The 12287-nt window shown below is 65.1% G+C and carries 11 protein-coding genes; 7 read left to right on the top strand and 4 right to left on the bottom strand.

Annotated elements, in window-relative coordinates:
* Window positions 1-3: 3 nt before the first annotated feature.
* The 3 genes from VHC04_RS01025 to VHC04_RS01015 form a co-directional block, all read right to left on the bottom strand.
* Window positions 4-621 (bottom strand): carbonic anhydrase, encoded by a 618-nt coding sequence (locus VHC04_RS01025; RefSeq protein ID WP_325677020.1) that lies wholly within the window; start codon window positions 619-621, stop codon window positions 4-6.
* A gap of 138 nt (window positions 622-759) precedes the next feature.
* The gene (locus tag VHC04_RS01020) at window positions 760-1560 is read right to left on the bottom strand and encodes an SDR family NAD(P)-dependent oxidoreductase (RefSeq protein WP_325677018.1); all 801 of its coding nucleotides are present in this window, start codon (window positions 1558-1560) and stop codon (window positions 760-762) included.
* Window positions 1561-1643: 83 nt separating this feature from the next.
* Window positions 1644-2930 (bottom strand): MFS transporter, encoded by a 1287-nt coding sequence (locus tag VHC04_RS01015; RefSeq protein ID WP_325677016.1) that lies wholly within the window; start codon window positions 2928-2930, stop codon window positions 1644-1646.
* Window positions 2931-3099: 169 nt separating this feature from the next.
* Here VHC04_RS01015 and parE point away from each other — a divergent pair, with 169 nt between their 5' ends.
* Together parE and VHC04_RS01005 are read left to right on the top strand one after the other, a co-directional pair.
* On the top strand, window positions 3100-5139 hold the full coding sequence (gene parE / locus VHC04_RS01010; RefSeq protein WP_325677014.1) for a DNA topoisomerase IV subunit B: 2040 nt from the start codon (window positions 3100-3102) through the stop codon (window positions 5137-5139).
* A 55-nt stretch (window positions 5140-5194) separates the two neighbouring features.
* Window positions 5195-6448, top strand: a complete 1254-nt coding sequence (locus VHC04_RS01005) for an MFS transporter (RefSeq protein ID WP_325677012.1) — start codon at window positions 5195-5197, stop codon at window positions 6446-6448.
* 150 nt (window positions 6449-6598) lie between these two features.
* Here VHC04_RS01005 and VHC04_RS01000 read toward each other — a convergent pair whose 3' ends face one another.
* Entirely contained in the window at window positions 6599-7477 is an 879-nt protein-coding gene (locus tag VHC04_RS01000; RefSeq protein ID WP_325677010.1) for a LysR substrate-binding domain-containing protein, read from the bottom strand.
* Between the two features lie 142 nt (window positions 7478-7619).
* Here VHC04_RS01000 and VHC04_RS00995 point away from each other — a divergent pair, with 142 nt between their 5' ends.
* The 5 genes from VHC04_RS00995 to VHC04_RS00975 all read left to right on the top strand — a co-directional run bounded on the left by VHC04_RS00995 (window position 7620) and on the right by VHC04_RS00975 (window position 12190).
* Window positions 7620-9416 (top strand): acyl-CoA dehydrogenase family protein, encoded by a 1797-nt coding sequence (locus VHC04_RS00995; RefSeq protein ID WP_325677008.1) that lies wholly within the window; start codon window positions 7620-7622, stop codon window positions 9414-9416.
* A 360-nt stretch (window positions 9417-9776) separates the two neighbouring features.
* Window positions 9777-10769: an IS630 family transposase gene (locus tag VHC04_RS00990; protein WP_325677006.1), complete on the top strand. Its 993-nt coding sequence runs from the start codon at window positions 9777-9779 to the stop codon at window positions 10767-10769.
* Window positions 10757-10984, top strand: a complete 228-nt coding sequence (locus VHC04_RS00985; RefSeq protein WP_325677004.1) for a hypothetical protein — start codon at window positions 10757-10759, stop codon at window positions 10982-10984. The genes VHC04_RS00990 and VHC04_RS00985 overlap by 13 nt, the downstream gene beginning before the upstream one ends.
* A 106-nt stretch (window positions 10985-11090) precedes the next feature.
* Window positions 11091-11837, top strand: a complete 747-nt coding sequence (locus tag VHC04_RS00980; RefSeq protein WP_325677002.1) for a helix-turn-helix domain-containing protein — start codon at window positions 11091-11093, stop codon at window positions 11835-11837.
* Window positions 11828-12190, top strand: coding sequence for a hypothetical protein (locus tag VHC04_RS00975; protein ID WP_325677000.1), 363 nt, complete (start codon window positions 11828-11830; stop codon window positions 12188-12190). Before VHC04_RS00980 ends, VHC04_RS00975 begins: the two co-directional genes overlap by 10 nt.
* Window positions 12191-12287 lie beyond the last annotated feature (97 nt).

The following is a 12287-nucleotide window of genomic DNA, read 5'->3' as shown; positions in this document are numbered from 1 at the left end:
ACCTCAAACCTGCAGCGCGGCGAGCTCGTCCGGGTTGCTGATCCGGATATTCAGATCCGTGACCAGCCCGTTCTCCAGCGAATACACCCACCCATGTACCGCGAGTTCCTGCCCGCGATCCCAGGCGGTCTGCACGAAGACATCGGCAGCGACGTTGCGTACCTGGCTGATCACATTCAGTTCACACAGCCGGTTCAGCCGGGTCTGCAGCACCGGGATCGCTTCCAGTTCAGCCTTGTGGGCGCGGTAGGTTTCGCGGATCGGATGCAGCCAGTGATCCACCAGGCCACGGCGGCGCCCGTCCACAGCCGCGGCAACACCGCCGCAGCCGTAATGCCCAACGACGATGATGTGCTGGATTTTCAGGACATCGACGGCGAACTGCAGCACGGACAGGTAGTTGGCGTCCTGTGGCGGCGCCAGGTTGGCGACGTTGCGGTGGACGAACAGCTCGCCAGGATCCAGTCCGACGATCTCATTGGCCGGAACACGGCTGTCGGCACAGCCGATCCACAGATACTTGGGCGCCTGCTGTGCCACCAGGCGTCTGAAGAAGGATGGGTCGCTCGCGATCTTGCGGGCGGCCCAGGCGCGGTTGTTGGCTTTCAACTCGTCCAGCATGCAGGCGTCCATACGGTTGCCCGGATTGCGACACAGACTGCCGGCGGTTTCAAGCGATTTGCTGCGTTGCGGCAGACGCCTGCCGGACGGGACCATGCCAGACAGGACCATGCCAGACAGGACCATGCCAGACCAAGGTCAGGTTGGCTCGATCGGCATGCGGGCGATGTCGAGCCAGGCGATCGGGGCGCCGGCTTCCTTGGCTGCCTGGACCGGCGGCAGCGTGGTTTTCCAATCCGCCGCAATGAACCGGCGCCCGTTCACGGCGGCGGCGGCGTTGGAGACAAGGTAGAGTAGGGGCGGCACCATGATCTCGGGGCGCAGCATTTTCGACCGGTCTCCCGCCTCGCCCACCAGCGGCGTATCGGTCACGCCGCCCGGCACCAAGACGTTCGATGTCACGCCGGTCCCCTTCAGGTCCGCCGCCAGTACCGCCATCGCCGATTCCGCCGCCGCCTTGGAGGAGCCGTAGAGCAGATAGCCCTCCCGCACCATCGTCCCCAGGCTGGTCGTGACGGTGATAACGCGGCCACGCCCGGCCTTCAGCATGTGCGGCACCACGGCGTTTGCCAGCAGGATCGGCCCGGCGGCGTTGATGGTGATGAAGCGCCACCATTGCTCCGGCGTCGCTTCCCAGAATCGGATCGGGCTGCGGCGCTGGTCAGGCTTCAGGGATGCCTGGCCGATGCCGGCGTTGTTCACCAGGACATCGATGCGGCCGAAGGCGGCCAGCGCGGCGTCGACGACCTGGGCGAACGAGTCAGGCCGCGCCAGATCGGCGCGCAGCGGCCTGATGGTGGCTGGCAAGGTGTCGAGGCCGGTCTGGTTCACATCCACAGCCAGGACGTCGAAGCCCGCCTGGGACAGGCCAAGGGCCATGGCGTGTCCCATGCCGCTTGCCGCGCCGGTGACGATGGCTGATTGGCGTTGTGATGGCATGATTGGTTCCTCCCGCCGCGACTGTGCGGCGGAACCGGGCGGCTGCCAACAGCAGCCGCCGGTGAGCGGCTGGCAGGTCCGGGCTAGTGCAGCAGGGTCACCTGTGACGCCAGCACCTGGCTGCGCCGCACGTAGCGCTGGATTCCTGACACCAGGACCAGCGCGGCGGCGGTCAGCATCACCCCGCCGGTCACCACCATCGGGACCATGTAGCCGCCGCTGGTGTCGCGCAGCAGGCCGGTCACCTGCGGGGCCACGTAGCCTGAAATATTGCCGACCGAGTTGATCAGGGCGATGCCCCCGGCGGCCGCGCCGGCGCCCAGATAGGCTGTCGGCAGGTTCCAGAAGACGGGCAGGCTGGCAGCGATGCCGAAGGTGGCGAGGCAGAATGCCGCGATCGTCAGGTAGACGTTGCCCAGCACCAGACCGGCCGCCATGGCGCCGATCCCGGCTAGCGCCACCGGCGCCACCACATGCCACACCCGCTCACCGCTGCGGTCGGAGCTGCGCGACACCAGCAGCATGCCGATCGTGCCGCACAGGTTCGGCAGGATCAGCACATAGCCGATCGTCAGGTTCGACAAGCCCAAGGTCTTGACGATCAACGGCAGGAAGAACGCCATCGCATAGACGCCATAGGCCATCAGCATATAGGCGATGGTCAGCACGATCATCTGCGGGTTGCCGATGGACCGCAGGATGCCGTGACCATGCCCGGGTTTCGCTGATGCCTCGGCATCCAAATGGGTCTGCAGCCAGTTGCGTTCCTCTTCCGTCAGCCATGCCGCCTCGGCGGGCCGGTTGCACAGCGTGGCGAAGCCGTAGCAGGCCAGCAGGACGGCCGGCAGCGCCTCCACCAGGAAAATCCATTGCCAGCCGGCCAGGCCGAAAGTGCCATCCAGCTTCAGCAAGTTGCCGCCCAGTGGACCGCCGACGATGCCGGAGGCGGCGCCGAACGCATAGAAGATGCCCATCATGCGGCCGCGATACAGCGCCGGGAACCAGCAGGTCATGAAATAGGCGACACCCGGAAAGAACCCCGCCTCGGCCACGCCCAGCAGAAAGCGCGCGGCAACGAAACTGGTCTCACCGGTCACGAAGGCGGTGCCGGCGGAGCATATGCCCCAGAAGGCCATGATCAGGCTGATCCAGACGCGCGCGCCGATGCGTGACAGCAGCAGGTTCGCGGGAAACTGGAACAGCACATAGCTCCAGAAGAACGCGCCGGCGCCCAGGCCATAGGCCGTGGCGGACAAGCCGAGGGCCTTGTTCATGGTCAGCGCTGCCATCGACACATTGAAGCGGTCGAGCGCATTGATCATGTAGCCGATGCTGAGAAACGGGATCATGTGCCACGCGACCTTACGCATGACCGCGGATTCAAAAGAGCGCGCCACCCTGACCTCCCTGCTTCCTTTATCCGTTATGGATCAGCTTAGGGTTGTCGTACGGCAAATGCCAAGCACGCCGCGCACTCGGTGGTTGCGGACTCCAGCAGGCCCCTTGTAGTAGGGTGCGGCCGTGAGACGGGAACGCAGCATGAACGATCTGTTCGAATCGGAGAAAGGCAAAGGCAGGCGCGCGGCCGCGCCGCCGGCGAAGGCTGCCGCCAAGGCCGCGGTGCAGCCGGTGGTGAATGGCGCAGACTCCGACTATTCGGCGAAGGATATCGAGGTGCTGGAGGGGCTGGAGCCCGTCCGCAAGCGCCCTGGCATGTATATCGGCGGCGTCGATGAGACGGCCCTGCATCACCTGGCGTCCGAAATCCTCGACAATGCCATGGACGAAGCGGTGGCCGGCCATGCGAGCTTTATCGAGGTCAGCCTCGAAGAGGGGAACTGGATTACCATCCGTGACAATGGCCGTGGTATTCCGGTCGATCCGCATCCGAAGTTCAAGGACCTTAGCGCGCTGGAGGTCATCCTGACGACGCTGCACTCGGGCGGGAAGTTCAGCGGCAAGGCCTATAATACATCGGGCGGCCTGCACGGTGTCGGCAGCTCGGTCGTCAACGCATTGTCGGAGATGATGGAGGTGGAGGTTGCGCGGGACCGGGTCCTGTGGAAACAGGGCTACGCGAGGGGCAAGCCGACCAGCAAGCTGCTGAATGCGGGGACAGTGCATAACCGGCGTGGCACCTCGATCCGTTTCAAGCCGGACCCGGATATCTTCGGATCCCAGCAGTTCCAGCCCTCTCGGCTGTACCGGCTCTGCCGGTCCAAGGCCTATCTGTTCCGCGGGGTGGAGATTCGCTGGGCCTGCGCGCCGGCGCTGCTGAAGGGGGACGGCGACGTCCCCGCCGAAGCGGTGCTGCATTTCCCGGGCGGGCTGCGGGACAGCCTGGAAGCCGACATCGCCGACGCACCCAGGGTGCTGCCGCAGATCTGGGCCGGCGAGGCCGCGTTGCCCGGAGAGAATGCCGGCCGCGTCGAATGGGCGGTCGCGTGGCAGGAAGAAGGGAACGGTTTCCTGCATTCGTATTGCAACACCGTCCCGACGCCGCAGGGTGGCACGCATGAAACGGGCTTTCGCGCGGCGCTGGTGAAGGGGCTGCGGGCTTGGGGCGAGCATCGCGGGAACAAGAAGGCGGCACAGCTCATCGCCGACGATGTGCTGGATCCGGTGGCCGCAAAACTGTCGCTGTTCATCCGGGATCCGCAATTCCAAGGTCAGACCAAAGAGAAGCTGACGAGTGCCGAAGCCGCCCGCCTGACCGAGACGGCGTTGCGTGACCGGTTCGATCATTTTCTGGCCGGCGACCCCGGTTCGGCGGACAACTTGCTGGCTTTCGTCATCGAACGGGCCGAGGAACGCATCCGCCGCAAGGAGAACAAGGATGTCGCCCGCAAGTCGGCGACCAAGCGTCTGCGTCTGCCGGGCAAGCTGACGGATTGCTCGCGGGAGAATGCCGAGGACACGGAAATCTTCTTGGTGGAGGGCGACAGCGCCGGCGGATCGGCCAAGCAGGCGCGCAATCGGGAAACCCAGGCGGTGCTGCCGCTGCGCGGCAAGATCCTGAACGTGGCGTCCGCCTCGGCGGACAAGCTGCGGCAGAACCAGGAGCTGAAGGATCTGATCGAGGCGTTGGGCTGTGGCGTCGGCGACCGCTTCGATCGCGCGCGGCTGCGCTATGGCCGGATCATCATCATGACGGACGCCGACGTGGACGGCGCCCATATCGCCTCGCTGCTGATGACGTTCTTCTATCGGGAGTTGCCGGAGCTGGTGCGGCATGGGCACATCTACCTGGCGCAGCCGCCGCTGTACCGACTGACGCAGGGCGCAAGATCGGTCTACGCGATGGACGATGCGGACCGGGAACGGAAGGTCAAGCGGGAGTTCAAGGCCGGATCGAAAGTCGAGGTCAGCCGCTTCAAGGGTCTGGGCGAGATGCCGCCCAGCCAGTTGAAGGAGACCACGATGGACCCGGCGAAGCGGACGCTGCTGAAGGTGGTGGCTCCGTCGGAGGAGCGCGCGGACACCAATATTCTGGTGGAAAGCCTGATGGGACGGCGGCCGGAACTGCGCTTCCAGTTCATCCAGGAACGGGCGAGGACGGTCGAGGAGGTGGATGTATAGGGCGCGGCCGTTCGTGCCACACTGGCGGTCCGGTCAGCCACCCACCACGTCCCGCATGGATATCGCCCTGCCCCGCCGCGTCCCGATCTTCTACGGCTGGCGCGTTGTCGCCGTCTGCTTCATCGCCGCCGTCTTCGCCTGGGGCCTGGGTGTTTTCGGCGCCAGCGTCTACCTCAACGAGGTAACGCGAATACATGGCTGGTCGGTCTCCCTGGTGTCCGCGGCCATCACCGTCTTCTATCTCACGGGCGCCCTTTCGCCGACGATAACCGCCAGTCTCATCGGCCGCCTCGGGCCGCGGCCGGTTTTCATCGCCGGCGCCCTGGCCCTTGGCCTGGGAACCGCGGCTGTCGGGCGTGTGGCGACCCCGGGGCAGCTTACCGCCGCCTTTGTCCTGCTCGGTATCGGATATGCCTGCCTTTCGGTGACGGGGATCAGCACCACGCTCGCCCCATGGTTTGAGCGTCATCAGGGCCGCGGCGTCGCCATCGCGTTGATGGGCGCAGGCATCGGCGCGATGCTGGTCGTGCCGGCGTTACTGTCGGCCACGTCGTGGTTCGGCTTTTCCGCCGCCACGCTGGCGGGAGGCATTCTCGCCGTGGTGGTCCTGGTACCCCTGGCAGCTGTCGTTTTGCGCCATCGCCGGCCGCAGGAGATCGGGCTGGCGCCGGACGGTGCCCCCAATGTGGCGATGCCGAAAGCCGGTGAGGTGCCCGGGGCGCGGCCGTGGAGCCGGAGCATGGCGATCCGCACCGTCGCGTTCTGGAGCGTCGCGATCGGTTTCGCGCTGGGCCTGTTGGTGCAGGTCGGCTTCTTCACCCATCAGGTCGTGCTGGCCAAACCGCTTCTGAGCGTGGTCGGTGCCGGATGGCTGGTCAGCGGCACGGGTTTTGCCAATCTGCTCGGACGCCTCGTTCTCGCGCGGATTGCCGATCATGTACGGCTGCGTCCATATACCGCTTCCGTCCTTGGAACCCAGGCGGCGATGCTTGGCCTGATAGCCCTCGTTCCGACCGCGCCCATTCTGGTGGGTGCCAGCCTGGTCTACGGCTTTTGCCTGGGCCAGATCACCACGCTCTCGCCCATCATCATCAGGCGCGAGTTCGGCGCAGAGTCGTTCGGAACAGTCTACGGTGCGGCTGCGACGCTGATCCAGCTGACGTCGGCCTTTGGTCCGAGCTTCTATGGCACGCTCCACGATAGGCTGGGCGGTTACGGTCCGGTGCTCGCCATTGCCGCTGGCATCGAACTCACGGCGCTTGTGGTCATTCTGCTTGGCGGCAGGTCGGTGCTTGCCAGGCAGTCCTGAATCGAGGGACGGGGGCGTTGCGAGGCCGACAGCAATCCGGCGCGCGGAGACGTCACGATACTGGCCTGTCATCCACCACGTGACGATCGACGCCGCCTCGTCCTGACAGCGCCTCGTTCGACAGGTGAGGCCAAGCCGATACCGGCGAACTCATATCCCCTCCACCTGTCCCATGATCCAATCGGCAAATGCCTGGGTGGCGGGGTCGTCGGCCAGCCGCGTCTCATACAGCAGCACGAAGAACCGCCGCGTCGGCCGGGACACCTGGTGCGCCACGACGACTGTCCCGCGCTCCAGATCCGGCCGCAGCAGAGCCTCGATTCCGATCGCATAGCCCAGGCCCGCGGCGGCGGCTTCCAGGGTCAGCCCCAGGCTTTCATAGCTGCCCGCATTGCGCACCGGCACGTTGCCCATTCCAGCGTGACTCAGCCAGCGCCGCCAATCTTCCGGCCGCAACCTCGCATGCAGCATTGGAATGGTCGCGAAGTCCGGACCGCCGTCCGATATCAGGCCCGGCGCGCAGACCGGCACGGTGGAGATCGGCATCAGCCTGTGTGTGCGCATGCCGGGCTGATCGGAGCCATCCGCGACCGCGATCACAGCGTCATGATGCTCTGGCAGCAGGTCCAGCGGATTGGCACTGGTGTGCAAGCCGATTTCCAAGTCAGGGTGGGCCGCGCGCAGGGTCTTCCAACGCGGCAGCAGGAAGCGGGATGCGAAGTGGCTGTACACGCCGACCGTCAGGTGACGATAGCGTGTCATTCGCGCGCCGCTCGTCGCCTCGGCGATCCGATCCAGCGCCTCACCGACGGACCGGGCCAGCATATCCCCGGCAGAGGTCAGCTCCAGGCCGGTGGCGCGGCGCAGGAACAGCGGCGTCTCCATCTGCTGCTCCAGCCCGCGCACATGTCGACTGATCGCGCCGGGCGTGACATGCAGCTCATTCGCCGCGCCGGTCATCGACCGATGGCGCGCGGCCGCCTCAAAGGCGCGGATCGCATATAGAGGCGGCAGCCGGCGTCCAGGCATGATTGAGTTCCGGTCAAAGCCTACGCCGAAATAGTCGTTTGTGCGGCTTTTAAATTCAATCCAATTTGGCCGCGAGCCTACCATCGTGCATGCCAATGGCCGAGCGTTCGGATGCCGGCCGCGTTCGTCAGGGAGAAATGCCGTGAATCAGGTATCTGCAAGGCCGCCTGTCCGTCCTGCCTCGCTGGCCAGCCGGGAAGCCGTCGCCAGGCGCTCGGAATGGCTGGCGCCCGACTGTTCGGGCATGAACTTCTTCGAGGCCGATCCCGGCCTGCGCGGCCTGCTATCGCTGTATATGGACGAACCGCTCCGCACCCACCTGGAGCCGCATTTCAACGAATTGGGGGAACTCGGTGGCGGTCGTCTGGCGGAGCTGTCGGCGGCGGCGGAGCGGCATCCGCCGGAGCTGATCGCGCGCGACCGTTTCGGCCGCGACAACGAAACGGTTGAAAGCCATCCCGCCTATCATGCCATGGAGGCCATCGCTTTCGGCCGCTTCGGGATGCACGCGATGACCCATCGCGCCGGCATCATGGGTTGGCCGGACAAGTATCCGCCGCTGGCAAAGTATCTATTCCATTACATGTTTGCGCAGTCGGAGTTCGGGCTGCTGTGCCCGGTCAATCTCACCGACAGCTCCTCGGCACTGATCGACCGTTACGGCAGTGAGGAGTTGCGTCAGCGCTACCTGGACAAGATCTGGACCCAGGACATGGATCAGCTGCATCGCTGTGCCCAGTTCATGACCGAAAAAGCTGGCGGCTCCGATGTCGGCGCCGCGGAGCTGACGGCGGTGCGCGATGGCGCGCACTGGCGGCTGTGGGGCGAGAAGTGGTTCTGCTCCAACGTCGATGCTGAACTGGCGGTGCTGCTGGCACGGCCGGAGGGTGCGCCGGACGGGGGACGCGGCCTGGGCCTGTTCCTGCTGCCGAAGGTGCTGGAAGACGGCACCCGCAACAGCTACCGGATCACCCGGTTGAAGGACAAACTCGGCAGCCGCGGCATGGCGAGTGGCGAGATCATCTTCGAGGGCGCCGTCGCCTACCAGCTTGGCGAACTGGATCGCGGCCTGAAGCAGATGCTGGAAATGGTGAACTCCAGCCGCGTGTCGCATCTGGCCCGGGCTGCCGGTATGATGCGCCGTTGCCTGAACGAAGCGATGCAGGCCAGCCGGCACCGCTCCGCCTTCAAGAAGCCAGTCATCAACCATCCGCTGATGCAGCGGCAATTACTGAAGCTGATCGTGCCGACCGAACAGGCGTTGTCGGCGCTGTTCCATGTCGGCGGCTTCTCGGGGCGCGACGACAAGCATGCCCGCGCGATGCTGCGGATCCTGACGCCGATCTACAAATATCGCGCCTGTCGCGATAACGTCCCGGTCGCCGTCGGGTCCATGGAGGCACGTGGTGGCAACGGCTATATCGAGGATTGGCCGAATGCCCGCCTGGTCCGCGACGCACCGCTGGGACTGATCTGGGAAGGCACCAGCAACATCAACAGCCTGGACGCGATCCAGCGTGCTGTCGCCAAGGAGCGTGCCCATCTCGCGTTGCGGGAGGACCTGAACGACCGTCTCGATATGGCAACGGGCCTGCCGGGCCAGTTCCGCGACCGGTTGCGCGCCGGGATCGATCGCGCCATCGCCTTTGCCGAGGAAGTGGCCGCGCATCCGGAGCATGAGCGGTTCTGCCGGGTTGCCGCGAACCGGCTGTATCAGGCGACCACAGCCGCCTTGCTCGCCAACGAAGGCGTGCGGCTTGGCGGGGCCGGCGGCGACGCGCGGCGCCTGCTGCTGTCCCGCTTCGTGCTGGAACACCGGCTGGAGGAATCCCGTCAGACCAGCCTGGCCAGCTTTGCCTGGGAGGAGGAGGCGATCCCGCTGCTGCTGAGCGACGCACCCGTGCCGCTGGAACAGGCGGCGGCGTTGGCCGGTTACTGACGAAATGGGGATGGCCGGCCGGTCAATCGGCCAGCTTCCCCCCAAGCCCCGCGAACGGCACCATCACATGCGCGCGATAGGCCTATGGCGTAAACCGCCGGGTCGTCGGACCAGTGATGCCGCTGCTAATGAGTGGTGAGGTAGCGCAGGATTGCGTGGATGCTCCTCGATCATTCTTAGTTATGATATCGTTTTGAACTCTAAGCGCAACTTTTTTGATTCATCATCAGAATCCGCCAATCAATCCGCCAAAAAAGTTCTCTGCTACTGTCCTGATCGATAAATACGTACGCTACATTGATCCTGAGCCTTGCACAAAAGGGGGCGGGAATGTCGAGGGGGCGAACGGCGGTCAGCATCGTGCTGGATGATGCGGGGACCGCGGCACTGACGGCGCTGGTCCGCAAGCATGGCGCGCCGCAGTCGGTGGCGATGCGGGCGCGCATCGTGCTGGCCGCGGCGAGCGGGCTGACCAACAAGGAGATCGCGGCCAGGCTCGACGTTTGTGCCCATACCGCCGGCGTGTGGCGCAACCGTTTCGCCCGCGATGGCATGGACGGGCTGTATGATGAGCCGCGTCCCGGCGCGCCACGCCAGATCGGCGACGACGAGATCGCCGCCACCATCCGCAAGACGCTGGAGACACGCCCGCAAGGGGCGACGCATTGGAGCCTGTGGAGCATGGGCAAAGCGGTGGGTCATGCACCGTCCGCCCTCCATCGCCTCTGGCAGGCATTTGGTCTGCAGCCACATCGTTCGGAGAGCTTCACGCTCTCGTCCGACCCACTGTTTGTCGAGAAGGTGCGCGACATCGTCGGCCTGTATCTGTCGCCACCCGAGCGCGCCGTGGTGCTCTGCGTCGACGAAAAGAGCCAGGTTCAGGCACTCGACCGGATCCAGCCGCTGCTGCCGATGCGGCCCGGGCAGGTCGAGCGGCATAGCCATGACTATATGCGGCACGGAACCACCTCGCTGTTCGCCGCGCTTGACGTGAAGGCGGGGACTATCGCCGGCAAATGCATGCCGCGCCACCGCAGGCAAGAGTTCCGCAAGTTCCTCGATGAGGTCGAGCGCAACGTGCCTGCGCCGCCGAGACCATGCGCGCAGGACCCTGCCGATTGCTCGATGCTGTCGCAGCGCATCCGTCCCTGGCGCCGAGCCATCTATCGGTTCCGGCCGCGTTCAATCGAGGTGACGCGATCGATCTTCTCGTGCGCGGCGGTTTTCCGGAAATCCGGTCTCTCGGCGATCGTGACCGGATCGCCCGATACACTTCGTATATCGGCAGCATCGTCGAACGCGACATCGCGCCCGTCGCCGAAATCCGCCGGCCCGATACCTTGCGGCGGCTGATCAACCAGTTGGCGCACCGCACCGCCGAAGAGTTCAACGTGACGAGCCTCAAGGACGGCGGCTACCGCCGCAATCACCTCCGGCTGCTCGCCCAACGGGTCGAGGTCGAGGACAAAGAGGTCCGTATCATGGGGTCCAAGAATGGCCTGCTGCGGACCCTGACTGCGTCCGCCGGCGTAAGATCGGCGGCCGGCGGCGTTCGCAGTTTTGTTTGAGCGTTCCGACACATAGGTGACAGTTTGTTCCGGACACATGGGTGACGCCTCCTTGGCTGGCTAGCCAGCCAAGGAGGCGTTGATGCCGTGGAAAGTGTGTTCGGTCATGGACGAACGTGTCCGCTTCCTCGCCCGCCTGCTTGACGGCGAGAGCATGAGCGATCTCTGCCGAGAAGCCGGTACCTCCCGTAAAACTGGCTACAAAATCCTCAAGCGATACAAGGAAGAAGGCGTCACCGCGATCTCCGATCGGTCACGTCGCCCTGACCGCTATGCCAACCGGCTGCCACCCCAGCTCGAGGCCATGATCGTCGGTCTCAAGAAGGACAAACCGCACTGGGGCGCCCGCAAGCTGCGTGAACGGCTCCTCCCTCGACTGCCCAACGACATCAAGCCGCCGGCCGTCAGCACCATTCACGCCGTGCTCGACCGCAATCGGCTGGTCAGCCATCAAGGGCGCGCCCGCCGCCGTGCCGAGGGCACGAAGCTGTCCGCCGGTGCCGCACCCAACGATCTCTGGTGTGCCGATTTCAAAGGTGAGTTCAGGCTGGGCAACGGCCAACACTGCGACCCGCTCACCGTCACCGATCACGCCTCGCGCTATCTGCTGCTCTGCGAGGCGCTCGCGTCGGTGCGCGAAGACCCCCACCATCGCCGCCTCCGAGCACTTGTTCCGCGTGCGCGGCTTGCCGGCTGCCATCCGCTCCGACAACGGCGTGCCCTTCGCCAGCCCGAACGCCCCTCTTCAATCTCTCCAAGCTCTCACTCTGGTGGCTGCGCCTCGGCATCGCCATCGAGCGCATCAAGCCAGGCCATTCGCAGCAAAACGGCCGCCACGAGCGTATGCACCTGACCCTAAAGAAAGAGACGACGCGTCCGCCCGGCCAAAACGCCTTGCAGCAGCAGGCCCGCTTCGACGCGTTCGTGCAGGAATTCAATGCCGAGCGCCCGCATGAAGCGCTCGACATGCAGCGGCCGGCCGATCGCTGTACGCCCTCAGCCCGCCCGTATGTTGGCCTGCCAGACCTCAGCTATCCACTGCACCACAAACAATACATGGTCACCGCCTGCGGCCGAGTCTGTATGCACCGCAAGAAGATCAACATCTCAACCGTCTTGGCAGGCCAAATCGTCGGCCTCAAGGACGTCGAGGACGGCATTTGGCTCGTCAGCTTCAGGCACTATGATCTTGGCTACATCGACTGAAAGCAGAAAACCTTGCAACCCATCGACAACCTGTTCGGCACGAGCTTGTCACCCATCTCTTAGGAGCAGCGTGTTACCTGTGCCTCCGGATCGGACG

The organism is Rhodopila sp., assembly GCF_035548095.1.
Taxonomy (GTDB): Bacteria; Pseudomonadota; Alphaproteobacteria; order Acetobacterales; family Acetobacteraceae; genus Rhodopila.
Note: the sequence above shows the minus strand (reverse complement) of the source record. Positions and strands in the feature narration are given on the sequence as shown.

Bases quoted from the DNA above. Each gene is read 5' to 3' on its own strand.
- VHC04_RS01005 (WP_325677012.1), top strand. From the start codon at position 5,195: ATGGATATCGCCCTGCCCCGCCGCGTCCCGATCTTCTACGGCTGGCGC.
- VHC04_RS01000 (WP_325677010.1), bottom strand. From the start codon at position 7,477: ATGCCTGGACGCCGGCTGCCGCCTCTATATGCGATCCGCGCCTTTGAG.
- VHC04_RS00980 (WP_325677002.1), top strand. From the start codon at position 11,091: ATGGACGAACGTGTCCGCTTCCTCGCCCGCCTGCTTGACGGCGAGAGC.
- VHC04_RS01020 (WP_325677018.1), bottom strand. From the start codon at position 1,560: ATGCCATCACAACGCCAATCAGCCATCGTCACCGGCGCGGCAAGCGGC.
- VHC04_RS00975 (WP_325677000.1), top strand. From the start codon at position 11,828: ATGCACCTGACCCTAAAGAAAGAGACGACGCGTCCGCCCGGCCAAAAC.
- parE (WP_325677014.1), top strand. From the start codon at position 3,100: ATGAACGATCTGTTCGAATCGGAGAAAGGCAAAGGCAGGCGCGCGGCC.
- VHC04_RS01025 (WP_325677020.1), bottom strand. From the start codon at position 621: ATGCTGGACGAGTTGAAAGCCAACAACCGCGCCTGGGCCGCCCGCAAG.
- VHC04_RS01015 (WP_325677016.1), bottom strand. From the start codon at position 2,930: ATGCGTAAGGTCGCGTGGCACATGATCCCGTTTCTCAGCATCGGCTAC.